Consider the following 16,729-nt stretch of genomic DNA (forward strand, 5'->3'; position numbering starts at 1 on the left):
TGCATATGAGACGGAGTATTTTCGAGAATTGGTTTCTCCTCTGTTTAACGCTTGGAGAATTGTTCGCGCTTGCGGGCGGAACGCAGACCGTATTTCTTGCGTTCTTTCTCGCGTGGGTCACGCTTGAGCAGCTCAGCCTTCTTCAGAACTGGGCGCAGATCAGCGTGAGCAGCCGTCAATGCTTTAGCGATGCCAAGCTTGATGGCGTCAACTTGACCAGCGAGGCCACCACCTTTGACCAAGATGGTAACGTCGTATTCCTTTTGCTTGCTGACGACAGCTAGTGGGTCGGTCACTTCGGCAAGCAAGGTTTTGTTGCCATCCAGGTACTCAGCGGCTGCTTTGCCGTTGATGGTGATGGTACCCTTGCCAGGAAGCAAGCGAACACTTGCTGAAGCACTTTTGCGTCGTCCCAAGCCGTAGAAATAGGTATCAGTAGCCATATTACTTTACCTCAACTTTCTCTGGGGTTTGTGCTGCGTGAGCATGCTCGCTGCCAGCAAATACGCGCAGGCGATTGAGGCGTTCTGCTTGCAATTTGTTCTTTGGCAGCATGCCTTTGACAGCTTCTTCAATAATTCGTTCTGGGTGGCGTTCACGCATTTCTTTGAACTGCGTTTCTTTGATACCGCCTGGGAAACCACTGTGACGGTAGTAGTACTTGTCAGTTTCCTTGTAGCCAGTAACGACGGTGTTTGCAGCGTTGATAACCACGACGTAGTCGCCACCATCAACGTGCGGTGTGTAGGTTGGCTTGTATTTACCAGTCAGATGTTTAGCAATTTCAGTTGCCAAACGACCGAGTGGCAGCTCGCTTGCGTCAAACAATACCCAGCGGCGAGAAACTTCAGATGGTTTTTGTGAATAAGTCTTCATCTTATTTCTCCTTCTTTGGCATTGGTTTGATATCGTCGACAAACTCGATGATTGCCATTTGTGCACCGTCGCCAACACGCAAACGTGTTCGTTCAACGCGAACGTGTCCGCTGGTGCGGCCGCTCAGCTGTGGGGCAATTTCATCAACGAGCTTGTAAGCAGCAGCGCGGGTGCTGAGTGCTGCGATCACCTGGCGGCGGCTGGCTAGATCGCCTTTCTTCGCCTTGGTGATGATTTTTTCAATGTGGCGCTTCAGCTCTTTGGCTTTCGGCAAGGTGGTCTCGATTTTGCCGTGCTCGACCAGGCTGGTTGCCAGGCCTCTCAGCAAGGCTCGTCGTTGATCACGCTCACGGCCGAACTTGCGCCCTTGATATCCGTGTCTATGCATAGTTAAAACTCCAACTCCGCCATCTTGTCGCGTACTTCATCCAGCGCCTTTGAACCAAAGCCTTTCAATTCTCGCAAATCTTGCTCGGTCAAAGTCACCAGGTCGCGAATCGTGCGGATTTCATTGTTAATCAGCGCGTTCGTCGTGCGGGCGCTTAGGTTTAATTCTTCAATTGACATAGCCAATTCTGACTCTTCATCATCTTTGGTTGTGCCAAGTGCTGGCGCACCAGTCACCATGGTGTTGCCTGCTAAAGCTGTGTATTGGTTAACCAGGATTGCCGCTGCTTCTTCAAACGCCTCGCGTGGAGTAACTGTACCGTTGGTTTCAACGGTAATTGCTAGTTTATCCAAGTTTGTCTCTTGACCAACGCGGGTTGAGTCAACTTTGTAACGAACGCGCAGCACTGGCGAATACATTGCATCAATAGCAATCATGTCGCTGTGCAAGCGGTTCTCGCTTGACTCTTCAATTGTCTGGTAACCGCAACCTGCTTCTGCCACCAAATCCATCACCAAATGCTTGTTTGGATCGTCAATTGTAGCAATTACTTGCTCTGGGTTAACGACTTCAACATCAGCATTTGTCTTGATGTCAGCGGCAGTTACTTCGCCAGCGCCAGATTTCTCCAAGCGCAGCTCAACCGGCTCGTCAGTAAACACTCGCAGGTGAACGTTTTTCAGGTTCAGCATGATGTCGACAACATCTTCTTTGATGCCTTCAACAGTGGTAAACTCGTGAGTTACGCCCTCAATTTTGAAAGCGACAATCGCACCACCACGAACACTTGATAGCAGAACGCGGCGTAGTGAGTTGCCAAGAGTATTACCGTAGCCTGGGTGAAGCGGCTCGATTAGAAAAGTAGCACTGGTCGCTGAAATGTCATCAACGCTCGCGAGTGCTGGATTGTAAATTGCTTTTGCCATAATTCTTCCCTAACCCTTCTTTTATCGTGAGTAATACTCAACAATTAATTGCTCGTTGATGTCAGCTTCTGCTTCCTCGCGCTTTGGCAAACCAGTCACTTCAATCTTCAGCTTCTTGCTATCGCTCTTTAGCCAGCTCAGTGGGCCTTGGATTGAATTGTTGATTACATCTTCAATGTGCGTAAAGTACTCAGATTTGGTACTCTTTGGACGAACAGTAATAACGTCACCAGCCTTAACGCGAATCGATGGAATATCGACGCGACGGCCGTTTAGTTCAAAGTGGCCGTGGCTAACCAGCTGACGAGCAGCGCGGCGGCTAACAGCGAATCCAGAACGATAAACGACGTTATCCAAGCGGCGCTCCAGCAGCTTCAACAGGTTCTCGCCCGCCAAACCTTCTTGGGCGCGCGTTGCTTCATTCATCAGCCGAGCAAACTGCTTTTCAACCAAACCATACAGGCGGCGAACCTTCTGCTTTTCGCGCAGCTGTGTAGCGTATAGACTTGGCTTATTCTGGCGACCGTGCGCGTGCTGACCTGGAATACCGGATTTTCGTGCCAAAACTTTATGTGCTTTTGGATGAAGCGCATAACCTTCGCGGCGGCTTTGCTTGACAATCGGTGAATTATCTCGTGCCATAATTATGCCCTCCGTACCTTTCGTGGACGAACACCGCCGTGAGGCACGCCAGTTACGTCCTTAATGCTTTCTACTGAGATGTCGAAGGCGCCAACCGCACGAATAGCGGCATCACGGCCCAAACCGACACCTTTGACGAAAACGTCAACTGATTTCAAACCATACTGAGTTTTCGCAGCTTCAGCAGCTTTTTCAGCGGCAACCTGTGAAGCGTAGGCGGTGCCTTTTTTGCTACCACGGAAACCACATGCACCAGCTGATGAAGCGGTCAACACGTTACCCTTCTTATCGGAAAAAGTAACGATGGTGTTATTAAATGTTGCTTGAATATGCAGCTGACCAGCTGGGACTGATCGGCGCTGCTTCTTCTTGGTAGATCTTGCGTCTGCCATTTCTTAGTCCTTTCTTTAGGTCTTACTTGCTGCTTTTGGTTGTGTACCGCCCACGGCGATGGCGCGACCCTTGCGAGTTCGTGCATTCGTACGAGTCCGCTGTCCGCGTGTCGGCAGTCCTGCTTTGTGGCGAAGACCGCGATAGGCGTTGATATCCTTCAAGCGCTTAATGTTGTTAGTTACCAAGCGCTGGAGATCACCTTCGACGGTGTATTCGCTGTCGATAATTTCGCGAATCTTGTTTTCTTCAGCCTCGGTGAGATCTTTCACCCGAGTGGTCGGCTCAATCTTAGCCGCCGCAAGGATGCTCGAAGCGTGCTTTGGCCCAATCCCATAAATATAGGTGAGCGCGATTTGCACCTGCTTCTCTGTTGGGATAACTACCCCAGCAATTCGAGCCATGCTTAACCCTGCCTTTGCTTGTTCTTAGGTTTTTTCTTGTTGATGACGTACAACCGACCTTTACGGCGGACGAACTTGTCATCGGGGCTGATTTTTTTCACACCTGCACGAACTTTCATAAAGTGCTCAAATCTCCCTTCCCGAGTAAACCCGAGATTAACGTTAATATTTGACTACCGGCCCTGCTGGGGTCGATCGTCACGTAGGCGGAAGCTGATTCGTCCCTTTGTAAGATCGTAAGGGGTCATCTCAACCTCAACCTTATCACCAGGCACCAGGCGAATATAGTGCTTGCGCATTCGTCCTGAAATGTGCGCGATGATACTATGGCCATTCTCCAGTTCCACCCTAAATTGAGTATTAGGCAGTGCTTCCACTACCTTTCCTACCATTTTGATGACTTCCTTTTGACTCGCCATAAGTTACAGTTGTCAATTATACAGCACGCAGCGCAGTTTGACAAGGGGTATTTCCATAAATTTATGTGCTATATGTATTATCTCACAACATTTCTTAGAATAGACTTTTTAAGTTTTTTATATCATTTCTACAAGTTTGTAAATTGCTATTTATAAATTATAATATTGTAAACTTCAACCTATTTTTTAAAATTCTATTTAACTTTAAAAAATTTCAATCTTAAAGCATTACCCAAAACAGATACTGAACTAAATGACATTGCAAAAGCCGCTATCATCGGATCCAATTTTGGTCCATTGAAAAATGCATAAAATATTCCAGCGGCAAATGGTATTCCAAGTACGTTATAAAAGAATGCCCAAAATAGATTTTCCTTTATATTTGTGATTGTTGCTTTACTTAATGCTATTGAACCCGCAACATCTCTCAAATCGTTTCTAATTAAGACGATATCAGCGGATTCTATAGCAACATCCGTTCCATTTCCTATCGCAATTCCAACGTTTGCTTGAGCAAGTGCTGGTGAATCGTTAATTCCGTCTCCAACCATTGCAACAAATTCATCTCTTTCCTGAAGTTCCTTTACTTTTTGAGATTTCTGATAAGGCAGCACTTCTGAAATTACATCATCTATTCCCACTTGTTTTGCGATAAATTTGGCAATTTTTTCGTTATCTCCAGTTAGCATTACTGTCTTGATTCTCATTTTTTTCAGTTTTTCTATAGCTTCCTTGCTTGTTTCCTTGATAACGTCTGCAACTGCAACAAGTCCCGCCAATTCGTTATCAATCGAAATGTACATTGGCGTTTTTCCTTCATTCAACAAAATATCATAATCTTTTTGAGAAATTTCTACATTGATTTTTCGATTTTCCATCAATTTTCTATTTCCAATTTGAACTTCCTTGCCTTCAAATGCTGCACGAATACCGTAACCTGGCATTGCCCTAAATTTTTCATACGGCTTAATTTCAATATTTTTCTCTTTTGCTTTGTTTACGATTGCTTCTGCCAATGGATGCTCTGAATCATTTTCCACACTTGCAGCAATTTTTAACAATTCATTTTCATTATATTTCCCATAAGCAATCAAATTAGTAAGTATAGGCTTTCCTTTCGTAATCGTACCAGTCTTGTCAAATACAACTGTTTTTATTTTGTATGCTGTTTCAAGAGCTTCCCCGCTTTTTATAAGAATACCGTTTTCAGCCCCTTTTCCAGTTCCAACCATTATTGATGTAGGTGTTGCAAGTCCCAATGCACACGGACACGCAATTACAAGTACAGCGATGAAAAACGACAATGCAGTAACCAATCCACTTCCACTTAGAAACCAAGCAATTCCTGCAATTATCGCAATCCCAATAACAATCGGCACAAAATATGCCGACACAATGTCTGCCATTCTAGAGATAGGAGCCTTTGACCCCTGTGCCTCCTCAACCAGCTTTATAATTTGTGACAAAACTGTATTTTTACCAATTTCAGTCGCCTCAAATCTGATACTTCCATTTTTATTTATACTTCCGCCAACAACCTTATCTCCAACTTTTTTGCTTACTGGCAAACTTTCTCCTGTCAACATTGACTCATCAACAGAAGTCGCCCCTTCCACAATTCTTCCATCCACCGCAATTTTTTCTCCCGGCTTCACAATAACAATATCTCCAACTTTCAAGTTTTCAATCAGAACTTCCTTTTCCGCTCCATTTTCAATAATTTTAGCCTTTTTAGGTTGAAGTCCGATAAGTTTTTTTATTGCCGATGAAGTTTGACCTTTTGTTTTTGCCTCCAGCAGTTTTCCAAACAAGATTAACGTAATAATTGCACCAGCCGACTCATAATATAAATCCATATGTGCTTCAGGGTCTACAATTACAATTCCAAAAGTTGCGTAAATTCCATAGAGTACCGCCGCCGTTGACCCAATAGCAATTAATGAATCCATTGTTGGAGATTTTCTTACTAAATTTTTAAATCCATGTGAAAAAAAATCTCTCCCAGCATAAATAATAGGCAAAGTCAACACAAACTGTGCCAACGCAAAATTAAGCGGATTTACCTTAGGATTCAAAAATTCAGGAAGTACTGCCCCAAGCATATGCCCCATCGAAATATACAAAAGTGGAACAACAAAAATAACTGCTAAAATTAATCGATTTTTCAAACTTATTATTTTTTCTTGATAAAGTTCCACCTTTTTATCTTCTGTCATATCCTCAGCCAGTCCATACCCAGCCGACTCCACTATTTCCCTAATTTTATCAAAATTGTACTTCTTCTCATCATATTCAATATTCAATTTTTCAGTTGCAAAATTAACTGAAGCGTTAATATCATTATTTTTATTAAGTGCCTTTTCCACAGCATTGGCACAAGATGCACAGCTCATTCCGGTTACTGTATAGTTTTTTTCTGCCATAATCTTTTCTTCCTTCATTTAGTACACCATATCTTAAATATGCTTATGTCCGCTATGTTCGCAATTACACTGCCCCTCCACACAATCACACGAAACTTCTCCCATAGCCGTCTTCCTCTTTTCCTCAACAGCCTTTAAAATCAGATCCAAGTCGTCAAAACTCAGTTCACTGTTCTCAATAACTTTCCCTATCATTTCTCCAACTTTCGTTTTACAAATTTTATCAAAAGTTCCTAATATATAACTGTTAGCAACTTCCTTTTCTGTAAAATCTGTCGAATAAATATACTTGTTCCCAATTTCCTTCTTTTTCAAAATATTCTTTTTCAGCAGCCGATTCAACAGCGCCTTTATTGTAGCCTGTTTCCAGTTCATTTTCTCACAAAGCACCTCTGTCACAAACTTGCTCGTAACTTCGCTATTTGCCCACACAACTCGCATTACTTCCCATTCTGCATCGGTTATATGCTGTTTTTTATCGATTCTGCAATTTTCTTTCACATTCTTACCTCCTTTAATGTTTACGTTTGTAATCTTTTTACATTATATAGTTTACAACAGTAATCGTTTTTTGTATATTCTTGTCACATATGTGTTATCTCACAACATATTTCCATAAATTTATGTGCTATACTTGAGCTATCAAATTTAACATAAGGATTTTTATGGCAAGTACGAAAAATCGGACAAAGTCTCAAACAAAAAAATCACAAGTTGAGCTGCTGGTGCCCGTTTTGATTGGTGTGATAGCAGTGTTGATGCTGATTGTTGGTTGTTTGGTGTGGAAATTGAACTGTCAATCACCACACAAACCATACGCAGCGACGGAAAAGATTGGCAGCGGCTTCGTGAGTTTGGGCTCATTGGGCTTTCGTTTTGAGGGAAATAGGGCGATCGCTCGGCACGACGCGTCCGTAAAAGAAATTCGTGAGTTTCTGAAAAAAGAAAATGAGCGATCAGGTTGCAAAGATAACAATGGTGCGGTCAGCGTAATTGTAAATACTCAAGACGAGAAGCAGTTGCTGCTTGGATATGGTTGCGGCAGTACAGCTGCGCGAATGTTTGCAGTTAAGAAGGAAGATGGATGGAAAGCAATTTCACCGACTAATCAGTTTAATCTGCTTGATATTCCAAGCTGCAAAATGACTGATGAGAATAATATTAGTAAGGAAATCGCGCCAGTCTGTCAAAACGAGAAAAAAGATGGCGATAATCTATCTTACGATTACAGGCTACGCTAGAATATTTTATAAAATAATTCCCCGCTTTATCGGCGGGGATTTTTTATGGTAATTATTTTTTCTTAAACAAGCGGCGTTTTTTAGACTTTTTACCATTGTCGAGCAGCTCATCTGGGTCAAAGTCATCATAGGTGACCATCAATGCTCGTGAGTTAATCTGCCTTAAGGTCTCAAGACCAACCGACACAATAATCAAGATTCCGGTACCGCCAATTGATAGGCGCAAGCCGTGCAAACCCGTCAAATGATATGTCAGATATTCAGCGACGAATGGTAGAATCGCTACAATTCCCAGAACAATTGAGCCAAACAGAATCAAGCGATTAACGGTTTTTGTAAGGTACTTCTCAGTCTGAGCGCCCGGCCGAACACCCTCGATGAAGCCGCCTTGCTTTTGTAAGTTTTCAGCGATTTCATTAGCATTAAAGACGATGCCAGTGTAGAAATACGTGAAGGCGATGACTAAGAGGAAGTATAGCGTTGGATAGATGAATGCCTCAGTAGTGCTGCCTGTAAATGAGCCAGCGCTTGGCGCTTGGAACCAGGTGATAAGCTTGTCGGCTGTTGGCAGGAGATTGGTATTACCAGATGCTTTCATGACTTGACCAACAAACTGTGGCAAGCTAAGAAACGCAACTGCAAAGATAACTGGGATAACGCCAGCTGCAATCAGCTTGACTGGCAGAATGCTTTTTACGTCGCCATAGTTGCTATTGCCATGAACGCGTTTAGCATAATTGATAGTAATAACACGCTGCGCTTCGTTGATTTTCACCAGGAAGTATAGAACGATGAGTCCCGCAATAGACATGATAAGCACTGTCCAGAACATAGTCGGGTTAAGAGGTAGCGTAAACCAATTAAATACGTTTAAGCTGCCTGATGAAGTGTCGAGCAGCGAAGAAATGAGCGACGCAAGCATTTGCGGTAGCTGGCTAATAATTCCGGCAAAAATTACGATAGAAATACCGTTACCAATACCTTGCTCTGTAATCAATTCACCTAGCCACATCAACAGAACCGAGCCAGCGGTCATGGCTGTAACCGACACAATCCATTCCATTGCTGTTGGATCAGCTAGTGTTGTTGAGCCACCTTGAAGAACTGTTTGGCGCAGAATAAAAATGAAGGCAATTGACTGAACGATAGCCAACGGAACGGTAATCATGCGTGTCCATTGCTGAATTTTACGGCGACCAGTCTCGCCGTCCTTGTGAAGTTCTTCTAGCTTCGGAATTGCTTTAGTTAATAGCTGAATGATGATGCTGGCGGTAATAAATGGACTAAGCCCGACCAACACTAAAGAAAAGCTTGATAGTGCGCCGCCAGAAAGCAGGTTCAAAATTCCACCCAAATCAGTCTGTCCGAGCACTGATGAAATCGCGTTACGTAGCTGGGTTGGTTCAGCCAATGGCACTGGGATGTGTGCCAATAATCTGTAGACGACGATTATTCCGACAACGATTAATAATCGCTTTTGCATGTCTTTATTTTTTAGCGAGCGGAAAATTATTCTCCAATTCATGTTTTAGCCCCTCATAGTCTCTAACAATTCTTAACTCTGTTAATTATACATTACCACAACTAATATTTCCATACCGAAATAAAGAATCCCCTTATTCTATAGAGGGGATTCTTGTGCTTGATGAGAATATTTATTTCTCTTCAGTTTCTTTTATGCTTTGACGCAGTGGTGTCGCGACTTTTTCAAATGAGCCGCCGGCTTTTTCAATCGCTATAACGACTGAAGCGGAAGCAGCCTGCACTTTCAAGTCAACCTTGGCTTTCAATTCACCGCGAGCGATCACCTTGACCGTGTGGAACGGCGTGGCGATGTAGCCTTCGGTAAACAGCAGCGCGTTGTCGACGGTTTTGCCGTCAAAGGCGTTCAAGTGGTCGAGGTAGACTACCTGAGCTGGTGTGCGCAAGCTCTTGAAGCCGCGAGCTTTTGGTACAGCCTGAGCCAGTGGGCGCTGACCACCCTGGAACATAGCGCGAAGCTTTTTACCAGTGCGGGCGTTCTGACCTTTGGTACCACGACCAGCGGTTTTACCCTGGCCAGCAGCGATACCGCGGCCAACGCGCTTTTTATTCTTGTTTGCTGAAACTTGGAGATCGTTGTATTTCATTACTTAGCCTCCTTTTTAGCAGTCTTTTTGACTGGCTGAGTGTTGAGCCACTGTTCGCGTGGAACCAGTGATTTCAGTGCTTCAATAGTTGCGTAGGCGATGTTCACCTTGTTGGTTGAACCCAGTGACTTGGTGAGCAGGTTGCGGACACCAGTCACGCCGATGATTTGTCGCACCACACCACCAGCGATGATACCGGTACCAGGAGCGGCTGGCTTGATCAGCACGCGAGCACCTGAGAACTTAACTTCGCTGTCGTGCGGAATGGTTTCGCCATTCAGTGGCAAGGTGATCAAGTGCTTCTTGGCGACTGAGGTTGCCTTAGCGACAGCCGCTTGCACGTCGGCACCTTTGGCCACGCCAACACCAACCTTGTCTTTGCGGTTACCGACAACCACCAACGCCTTGAAACGAAAGCGGCGGCCACCTTTGACCACGCGGGACACGCGGTCAATGTTGATTACCAATTCTTCAAACTCTTTTGGTGCGTCATCACGCACATTTCGCCGGTCATCGCGGCGACCACCACGCGGACTGCGAGGCCGGCGGCCTTCTGCGCGTGGGGTAGTATTTGCAGCTTGTTCTGCCATACTAGAACTCCAATCCTTCTTGGCGCGCAGCATCAGCCAATGCTTTCAAGCGACCAGCGTACTGGCGGCCGTTGCGGTCAAAGACCACTGCGCTAATTTTACTTTTCTTTGCTTTCTTGGCAATTTCGGTACCGATGGCAGCGCATTTTTCGCTCATCGTACCTTTTGCTTTGGTGCCAACGGTGGTTGCGGCAGCCAATGTCTTGCCTGCGACGTCGTCGATCAGCTGAGCGCTAACATGCAGGTTGCTGATGGTGACCGTCAGGCGTGGGCGCTCTGCAGTGCCTGAAACCTTGGCGCGAACGCGGTTTTTGCGAAGAGCGCGGTTGAGTAATTTCTTATTTTCAGCCATGATTACTTACCTGTCTTTCCTGCTTTACGCAAAATTTGCTCGTCAGCGTACTTGATACCCTTGCCCTTGTATGGCTCAGGTTTCTTCAGCGCGCGAATTTCCGCAGCGACTTGGCCGACTTGCTGTTTATTGATACCACTGACGATGATAGTCATCTTTTCATTGGTAACGGTGATGCCCTCTGGGGCTTTGTATTTGACTGGGTGTGAAAACCCGAGCGCCATTTCCAGCTCGTTGTTGCTGGAGCTCACGCGGAAACCGACACCATTGACCTCGAGACGCTTCTCGTAGCCTTTGGTGACGCCGATTACCATGTTGTTGATCAGCGCGCGCATTAGACCGTGCTGGGCGCGAGCAGTTTTGGACTCATCCTTCGGATGAACCGTGGCGTGTCCGTCTTCGACTTTCACCTCAACTGCTGGCGTGATGAATTGTGTCAATTCACCTTTCGGGCCCTTTACGACCACGTCACCAGAGTCAACCGTGATTGTCACACCGGCCGGAATAACCACCGGCAGTTTTCCGATTCGACTCAGACTCATTACTCACCTTTCGTGTGATTTGATATTAACTTCGGTATTTTAGCATAGATTAGGGGTAAAATGCAAGCTTGGCGTGGCGGATTATCATAAATTGCTATATACTTTTAGTATTGCGTAAGTGAGTTGGAGGTTCCTGCGTGGCAGAACGATATGAAATAGAGCGTAAACGTAAATTTTTGGGTGATTTGGAGGAGTTTATTGCACGACTGAGTTCTCAGGGATTTTTTCTGTCTAGCGAAACTACTGAAATTGACACTTATTATTCTCGACCGGATGTTGATTTTATGCAGACGGTTGAGTGTTTACGGGTTCGACAGCGTGATGATTTTGCTGAGATAACCTATAAGCCACCGACCAATCAGCGCACGCACACTGAGGATGGGGTTATCGTCAAGCCAGAAACTAATCTGCCGGTCAATCCAGAGAATACGGCCGTCGCTAAGCAGCTGCTAGCAAATCTTGGTATGGTGAAATTGGTCGAGGTCAATAAGTTTAGACGGATATTTAAGTGCGATGATGAGCCGGGGCTAACGATTGCTATTGATGAGATTAGCGGTGTGGGTGTTTTCATAGAAACAGAAATCATCAGCGAGGATAAAAAGTCGGCTTTGCGGCGAATCGAGGATGTTGAAGCACGGATAGGAGTTCAGGAGTTTGAAATCATCACTCGACCGTATCGTGATATTTGTATGTATGCACAATTTACTGAAAGAGATAAGGTGGTAACAAAATGAAAACAGCTATACTATTTGCCACCAGAAACCCAGGCAAGTACGAAGAATTCGTTGCAACGTTTCGTAACTTCGACCCGCAAATATCAATTATTTCGCTAGCAGACTTGAGCTATCAAATCCCCGATTGCGTAGAAACGGGTGTGACTTTTGAACAAAACGCCCTCTTAAAGGCACGACATACGAGGCGTTATTTACGCGGGAATGATAAAAACTTAATAATTATTGCCGATGACTCAGGTATGGAGATTGAAGCATTAAACGGCGAGCCTGGCGTGTTTACAAGACGCTGGGATGGTCACGAGATGAGTGATCAGGAAATCGTAGATTACTGCTTGAAGAAGCTTGAAAATAAGACAAATAGGCGAGCACAATATCAGACGTGTCTTGCAGTAAACTTCCCTGATGGTCGCGAGAAGGTGATTTTTGGAGAAAATTCTGGCGTTATTTTAACTGAGTCACGGGAGGAGTCGCGACTCAAAGGTATGCCATTTCGGGAGTTATTTTTCGTACCCGAGCTTGATATGATGTTTCATGAAGTGCGCGAGCTGCCGAAGTCCATGCGTAGTGAGTATCAGCTTGGGCATGAAATTGCAATCGAAAAATGCGCCACTCTTATAGAAGAGTATGCGATGTTGCGTTCTTCGACTGTTGTTTAGCGATAGGGATGTCTCACTGATTGGTATCGCAGATAAGGACACTGAGCTTATTAATAAGCGTCGAATCGAGCTGGTTAGGGGCAATATCCTGCGGGTGAAGATAAGCTAGTTCCTCGGCTTCCTCACTCACCCGTGGATTACCTAGGAGTGTCACCTCAAAAGCAATGATAAGCACCGGGTCATCGAACTTGTTATGCCACGTTGGAATAATCAAGGGATTTTCTGTAGAGACTTTGACATCTGCTTCTAATTCTTCCAGAAACTCTCGTTTCAACGCTTACGTAACATCCTCACCATGTTCCAGACCGCCCTATGATGTCAAGAGGATGATTCTATTTAGCATTGCAATACACCTCCATCAAGAAAGGAATTCGTGTTTTTCTATTCCGTCTTTTCCTCAATGCTTTTCTAGAATAAACTCTAGCAATACCTAAATCGTTACAAATAGCAGATTCTAGGTATTTTTTCTTATAACGTTACCATAACCAATACCTATAGGCTGTTCTAAAAGTTGCATAAAAGTCTCCTTTACACCCTTCTTATTCGAATTCAATTTCTTCATTTAGACTATTAAATAGTTCAACTTGTGCATCTATTTGAAGCCTATTAACAAGCCATCCTCGTAATTCTGCTTGTTGAATAAAATCTTCGATACGATTCTCTCCATTCAATTCCTTTAAAGTGACAACAACACCGAATCGAACTCCTTGCCCATCTCTAGTTTTTAGCCGTTCAATTGTTTTTATACTCATCCCCCACTGAGGATTAGACTGATTTAAAATTGGTTTAACTCGCTTTCGGGCAGTGAATGTCTCTCCTATATGCTTAACATTATCCCATTTTCTAAAAACATTTCGAGCTGCGTTTTCCTTCACATAACCTGGAGTATCTTCCGTATACTGATTATCTTTATTGATTGATTCAATGCCGTCTAGCTTTAGTCTACCAAAGGTAATTTGCATCTCTGTATTTGTATAGTCTACTCCCTGATTTCTTGAGCAATTCGGAGAATAACACATTGTTGCTTTAGCAACATATGGATAATTTCCGTTTGATATCGGCACTGGAAAATCATAGTTATATGTGTCATATGCTTTAGAAATATCCGAGACGATAAACTTGATTTCATCGTCAGGAGTAGATAAAATATCCTCCATCTTTATCGGAACTATACCATTACCAATTAAAGATAAATCAGCAAATGTTTTTTTATTATTCCATGGTATTGCTGAATCAATTAACAAAGCCTTTGCCTCCTCTCGATTAAGTCCCATAACATTTATAAGATAAGCCATTTTTCTTGCGATAAACGGTGCTGCAAAACTTGTGCCTGCTACTCGACCTAAACCCAGTGGTTCACATACATTTATAAAATCACCATTTCCACCGCCATAATATGAAACATCTGGCTTAACAAAGAATGATAAAACAACACCCTCTCGTGAATATGAAACTACTTGGTCGTTAAAATCAACAGAATTTACAATTACAGAATTAAGCGAATCTGCGGGAGCACCTATTCTTTTGCGTTTTCCGTTTGTGGTGGTAGCATTTGTCCCTGCTATGATAAAAATCACATCATTCTCAAATTGAATTTCATCTAATAACGCTCCCTCGACAGAAATAAAATTTTCTCTTATTTCATCATTAGATCCTAAAGAAAGATTCCAAACTTTAATATCAGAATTCTGGGAAATAATCTCTCTAATCTGTTTTATGATTGTAAATGAATTAAATCCACTTTGCAGAGACACGCCAAAATGTCTCACCCTAAAATGTCCACAACCATCATCTAAATTTGGATTCAAACTAGCTCCATCAACTATTAGAGAAGTAACTGCCGTTCCATGTTTATAGTCTTGACTACCCTTTCTTATTTCATTTGAAACCATGTCATGATACTCAACCCAGTCGTTAAAGTAAACTCTCTCATCGAATAAGGTATCAATAACACCAATAATTGGTTCATTCATTGGGAATGGAAGATTCGTTTGGAAATTATTATTATCTAAATAAAAATCATCTAGAGATAATTTAGAGAAATCCTCAACAATCATGGAAACAAGATATGGAGCTTTTGATAATAGCAATTCAATATTTTTTTCATCAAGCAATACGGTTGTTTGATTCATAACATTGGCTTCTGAAACATCAACATTGATTTTCTTAAGTACTTTTAAAATATCTGTTTGAACATCATAGAATGTAACAATAGAATTAGTTACATCTGAAATTTTAGCGTACTCAACGCCAAATTTCTCAACAAAGCAAGAATCTCTCAAATATTGCTGAAACTTAGATTTTGAAATACCATATTCCGAAAATTTTATGGAAGCAAATGTTGATGACTCAGAGAACATCTCACTTGTTATCTCTCCATCAAAATGTTTCTCAAAAACTTCAATTATCTTACTCAAAACTATAATTGTTTTACTAAGTACATCTCCAGAGATATAGTGAGTAATAATATGCTTTTTCTTCTCACCATCAAATTTTGCTCCCACAATGGTATCATTAGGGACTGGATTCTCTCTTCCTACATTGAAGAAGCCATTAATACGGTTACTTTTAGCAACAATTCGATTATAGTATACACTTATCAAAACACCATCAATGATGCTATCTTTCTCCCAATATTTTTTTACTTTTTCTAAGGAAGAATAAAGACGTTTCAAATGTTCCAGTGTAATTACCGTATTTTTTGGTACGGTAATTGGTCCCATACCATTATTTCTCGATTTTTGTGTAAAACTTTTACCACGTAATGTCAATAATGTATTCATGTCAATCCTCGCTTAATTCTCGTGAGACACTGCTTTTAGAAATACCTGTTAAAATCTCGATTTCTCGAACAGTAAAACCCAGCTTTGATAATTTAGAAATAGATAAATTCCTTCCATTATGCAAACTCCTTAATAAACGTTTTTGATAGTCATGTGGATCTGTCGGATCACTAAATGCCAGTGAAGTTCTTATTAAATTCCTCAAGTCACCAGGATTCGGTATAGTCCCACAACTATAAATAATTTTCTTAAATAACTTCAGATCTCTTCCTACATTTTTGAATTGTTTCAATAACTCCGTCAAAATAACCACAGCAACTTCAACCTTGTCATCATCAGAATAGCGATCGAAATCAATTATAGCGTCGAATCTTCTAGTAACTGCTTTATCAAGATTTTCAAAAAGATTCGTTGTGGCAATGAGTATAATCTCTGGAGATAATCTATCTAACTCTTTTAAAAAAGCAGAAGTTACTCTCCCCATTTCTCTTAAATCATTCTGATTAACCCTATCCAATACGATAGAATCAATTTCATCAAAAAGGATGATATAATTTTGCTTAAAAGGCAAATGATTGATTTCATTAAAAAGAGCTGCTAAATTTTTAACTGTCTGTCCTAGTTTACTATCAACTAGGTGACTAAAATCTACCACAAGTAATTCTTTGTCAATAAGTCTAGTCACCTGCTTCACACTTTCAGTTTTTCCAGTACCTGGTACCCCTACAAATAAGAATTTATTTATTCCAATGTGATGATTAACAGCGTTTATTATTCCTTTTAAGTCATTCATAATGGGAAGTGGCAACGGAAGAGGGTTAATATCTAATTTAACAGGAGTCAAATACTCACTTATATTCTCTATTTGTGGTACTAACCTATCACTTTGAGATATCATCCCCATAATATATTGTGCTAATTGTGTATCTCCATGTTTATCAAAATTTCGAGCAATAGCTATGCTTTGATTTCTGAATTCTGTCTCTTTGCTCTCATAATGATACTTTATTAAATCAAGAACATCTGATTTTTTCATGACTCAATCCTCCTTCTATAAAAAATGATACTACGCCTTTGGGACAGAGTCAATTTTTTTGGGACAAATTATAAATAAAACCTAGAAAAATATTATTCTTTAATCTCTCTATCCCACCAGAAAGACCCCATGAATCACTTCTCTCTTAGACGAACAATAGCTTGCCTGAAGAATCAGACACCAATCCTTTGACGGTTA

Annotated in this window: 22 protein-coding genes; 3 read left to right on the top strand and 19 right to left on the bottom strand. The window is 42.3% G+C overall.

Annotation, left to right across the window (positions count from 1 at the left end; all coding sequences use genetic code 11):
* Positions 1–44: 44 nt before the first annotated feature.
* The 11 genes from rpsI to TM7x_RS01820 form a co-directional block, all read right to left on the bottom strand.
* Entirely contained in the window at positions 45–443 is a 399-nt protein-coding gene (gene rpsI / locus TM7x_RS01775) for a 30S ribosomal protein S9 (RefSeq protein WP_039327349.1), read from the bottom strand.
* 1 nt (position 444) lies between these two features.
* Positions 445–876 (bottom strand): 50S ribosomal protein L13, encoded by a 432-nt coding sequence (gene rplM / locus TM7x_RS01780; RefSeq protein WP_039327353.1) that lies wholly within the window; start codon positions 874–876, stop codon positions 445–447.
* A 1-nt stretch (position 877) separates the two neighbouring features.
* The gene (rplQ, locus tag TM7x_RS01785; protein WP_039327356.1) at positions 878–1,264 is read right to left on the bottom strand and encodes a 50S ribosomal protein L17; all 387 of its coding nucleotides are present in this window, start codon (positions 1,262–1,264) and stop codon (positions 878–880) included.
* Positions 1,265–1,266: 2 nt separating this feature from the next.
* A complete protein-coding gene (locus tag TM7x_RS01790) occupies positions 1,267–2,190 on the bottom strand; it encodes a DNA-directed RNA polymerase subunit alpha (protein WP_039327359.1) in 924 nt (307 codons plus the stop codon).
* Positions 2,191–2,211: 21 nt separating this feature from the next.
* Positions 2,212–2,832, bottom strand: a complete 621-nt coding sequence (gene rpsD, locus TM7x_RS01795) for a 30S ribosomal protein S4 (protein WP_039327362.1) — start codon at positions 2,830–2,832, stop codon at positions 2,212–2,214.
* A gap of 2 nt (positions 2,833–2,834) precedes the next feature.
* Positions 2,835–3,224, bottom strand: a complete 390-nt coding sequence (rpsK, locus tag TM7x_RS01800; protein ID WP_039327366.1) for a 30S ribosomal protein S11 — start codon at positions 3,222–3,224, stop codon at positions 2,835–2,837.
* Positions 3,225–3,239: 15 nt separating this feature from the next.
* Positions 3,240–3,626: a 30S ribosomal protein S13 gene (rpsM, locus tag TM7x_RS01805; protein WP_039327369.1), complete on the bottom strand. Its 387-nt coding sequence runs from the start codon at positions 3,624–3,626 to the stop codon at positions 3,240–3,242.
* Positions 3,627–3,628: 2 nt separating this feature from the next.
* Positions 3,629–3,745: a 50S ribosomal protein L36 gene (gene rpmJ / locus TM7x_RS03970; RefSeq protein WP_082001337.1), complete on the bottom strand. Its 117-nt coding sequence runs from the start codon at positions 3,743–3,745 to the stop codon at positions 3,629–3,631.
* 54 nt (positions 3,746–3,799) lie between these two features.
* Positions 3,800–4,045 (bottom strand): translation initiation factor IF-1, encoded by a 246-nt coding sequence (gene infA, locus TM7x_RS01810; protein WP_039327371.1) that lies wholly within the window; start codon positions 4,043–4,045, stop codon positions 3,800–3,802.
* A gap of 194 nt (positions 4,046–4,239) precedes the next feature.
* Positions 4,240–6,468 carry a heavy metal translocating P-type ATPase gene (locus tag TM7x_RS01815; protein WP_082001365.1) on the bottom strand — a complete coding sequence of 743 codons (2,229 nt, stop codon included), beginning with the start codon at positions 6,466–6,468 and terminating at the stop codon, positions 4,240–4,242.
* A 33-nt stretch (positions 6,469–6,501) separates the two neighbouring features.
* Positions 6,502–6,969, bottom strand: coding sequence for a CopY/TcrY family copper transport repressor (locus TM7x_RS01820; protein WP_039327374.1), 468 nt, complete (start codon positions 6,967–6,969; stop codon positions 6,502–6,504).
* A gap of 164 nt (positions 6,970–7,133) precedes the next feature.
* Here TM7x_RS01820 and TM7x_RS01825 point away from each other — a divergent pair, with 164 nt between their 5' ends.
* On the top strand, positions 7,134–7,709 hold the full coding sequence (locus tag TM7x_RS01825) for a hypothetical protein (protein WP_039327377.1): 576 nt from the start codon (positions 7,134–7,136) through the stop codon (positions 7,707–7,709).
* Between the two features lie 52 nt (positions 7,710–7,761).
* Here TM7x_RS01825 and secY read toward each other — a convergent pair whose 3' ends face one another.
* The 5 genes from secY to rplF form a co-directional block, all read right to left on the bottom strand.
* Positions 7,762–9,234, bottom strand: a complete 1,473-nt coding sequence (secY, locus tag TM7x_RS01830; protein ID WP_082001338.1) for a preprotein translocase subunit SecY — start codon at positions 9,232–9,234, stop codon at positions 7,762–7,764.
* 130 nt (positions 9,235–9,364) lie between these two features.
* On the bottom strand, positions 9,365–9,838 hold the full coding sequence (rplO, locus tag TM7x_RS01835; RefSeq protein ID WP_039327380.1) for a 50S ribosomal protein L15: 474 nt from the start codon (positions 9,836–9,838) through the stop codon (positions 9,365–9,367).
* Entirely contained in the window at positions 9,838–10,338 is a 501-nt protein-coding gene (gene rpsE / locus TM7x_RS01840; RefSeq protein ID WP_039328103.1) for a 30S ribosomal protein S5, read from the bottom strand. Before rpsE ends, rplO begins: the two co-directional genes overlap by 1 nt.
* 91 nt (positions 10,339–10,429) lie before the next feature.
* Entirely contained in the window at positions 10,430–10,780 is a 351-nt protein-coding gene (gene rplR, locus TM7x_RS01845; RefSeq protein WP_039327383.1) for a 50S ribosomal protein L18, read from the bottom strand.
* 2 nt (positions 10,781–10,782) lie between these two features.
* On the bottom strand, positions 10,783–11,316 hold the full coding sequence (gene rplF, locus TM7x_RS01850; RefSeq protein WP_039328106.1) for a 50S ribosomal protein L6: 534 nt from the start codon (positions 11,314–11,316) through the stop codon (positions 10,783–10,785).
* Positions 11,317–11,459: 143 nt separating this feature from the next.
* On the opposite strand from rplF, the gene cyaB reads away from it, so the two are divergent.
* Together cyaB and TM7x_RS01860 are read left to right on the top strand one after the other, a co-directional pair.
* Complete coding sequence (cyaB, locus tag TM7x_RS01855; protein WP_039327386.1) at positions 11,460–12,056, top strand: class IV adenylate cyclase; 597 nt, start codon at positions 11,460–11,462, stop codon at positions 12,054–12,056.
* The gene (locus TM7x_RS01860; RefSeq protein WP_052198822.1) at positions 12,053–12,712 is read left to right on the top strand and encodes a non-canonical purine NTP pyrophosphatase; all 660 of its coding nucleotides are present in this window, start codon (positions 12,053–12,055) and stop codon (positions 12,710–12,712) included. The genes cyaB and TM7x_RS01860 overlap by 4 nt, the downstream gene beginning before the upstream one ends.
* A gap of 13 nt (positions 12,713–12,725) precedes the next feature.
* On the opposite strand, the gene TM7x_RS01865 is transcribed toward TM7x_RS01860, so the two are convergent.
* From TM7x_RS01865 to TM7x_RS01875, 3 genes are all read right to left on the bottom strand, one after another.
* The gene (locus TM7x_RS01865) at positions 12,726–12,986 is read right to left on the bottom strand and encodes an NUDIX hydrolase (protein WP_039327389.1); all 261 of its coding nucleotides are present in this window, start codon (positions 12,984–12,986) and stop codon (positions 12,726–12,728) included.
* Positions 12,987–13,251: 265 nt separating this feature from the next.
* Positions 13,252–15,435 carry a S8 family peptidase gene (locus tag TM7x_RS01870; protein WP_052198888.1) on the bottom strand — a complete coding sequence of 728 codons (2,184 nt, stop codon included), beginning with the start codon at positions 15,433–15,435 and terminating at the stop codon, positions 13,252–13,254.
* Positions 15,436–15,496: 61 nt separating this feature from the next.
* Positions 15,497–16,531, bottom strand: a complete 1,035-nt coding sequence (locus TM7x_RS01875; protein ID WP_039327392.1) for an ATP-binding protein — start codon at positions 16,529–16,531, stop codon at positions 15,497–15,499.
* Positions 16,532–16,729: the final 198 nt, after the last annotated feature.

Origin of the sequence: Candidatus Nanosynbacter lyticus, assembly GCF_000803625.1 — a bacterium.
Lineage (GTDB): Bacteria > Patescibacteriota > Saccharimonadia > Saccharimonadales > Saccharimonadaceae > Nanosynbacter > Nanosynbacter lyticus.

Coding starts and splice junctions, on each gene's coding strand:
- rpsI (WP_039327349.1), bottom strand. CDS start 443: ATGGCTACTGATACCTATTTCTACGGCTTGGGACGACGCAAAAGTGCT.
- rplM (WP_039327353.1), bottom strand. CDS start 876: ATGAAGACTTATTCACAAAAACCATCTGAAGTTTCTCGCCGCTGGGTA.
- rplQ (WP_039327356.1), bottom strand. CDS start 1,264: ATGCATAGACACGGATATCAAGGGCGCAAGTTCGGCCGTGAGCGTGAT.
- TM7x_RS01790 (WP_039327359.1), bottom strand. CDS start 2,190: ATGGCAAAAGCAATTTACAATCCAGCACTCGCGAGCGTTGATGACATT.
- rpsD (WP_039327362.1), bottom strand. CDS start 2,832: ATGGCACGAGATAATTCACCGATTGTCAAGCAAAGCCGCCGCGAAGGT.
- rpsK (WP_039327366.1), bottom strand. CDS start 3,224: ATGGCAGACGCAAGATCTACCAAGAAGAAGCAGCGCCGATCAGTCCCA.
- rpsM (WP_039327369.1), bottom strand. CDS start 3,626: ATGGCTCGAATTGCTGGGGTAGTTATCCCAACAGAGAAGCAGGTGCAA.
- rpmJ (WP_082001337.1), bottom strand. CDS start 3,745: ATGAAAGTTCGTGCAGGTGTGAAAAAAATCAGCCCCGATGACAAGTTC.
- infA (WP_039327371.1), bottom strand. CDS start 4,045: ATGGCGAGTCAAAAGGAAGTCATCAAAATGGTAGGAAAGGTAGTGGAA.
- TM7x_RS01815 (WP_082001365.1), bottom strand. CDS start 6,468: ATGGCAGAAAAAAACTATACAGTAACCGGAATGAGCTGTGCATCTTGT.
- TM7x_RS01825 (WP_039327377.1), top strand. CDS start 7,134: ATGGCAAGTACGAAAAATCGGACAAAGTCTCAAACAAAAAAATCACAA.
- secY (WP_082001338.1), bottom strand. CDS start 9,234: ATGAATTGGAGAATAATTTTCCGCTCGCTAAAAAATAAAGACATGCAA.
- rplO (WP_039327380.1), bottom strand. CDS start 9,838: ATGAAATACAACGATCTCCAAGTTTCAGCAAACAAGAATAAAAAGCGC.
- rplR (WP_039327383.1), bottom strand. CDS start 10,780: ATGGCTGAAAATAAGAAATTACTCAACCGCGCTCTTCGCAAAAACCGC.
- TM7x_RS01860 (WP_052198822.1), top strand. CDS start 12,053: ATGAAAACAGCTATACTATTTGCCACCAGAAACCCAGGCAAGTACGAA.
- TM7x_RS01870 (WP_052198888.1), bottom strand. CDS start 15,435: ATGGGACCAATTACCGTACCAAAAAATACGGTAATTACACTGGAACAT.
- TM7x_RS01875 (WP_039327392.1), bottom strand. CDS start 16,531: ATGAAAAAATCAGATGTTCTTGATTTAATAAAGTATCATTATGAGAGC.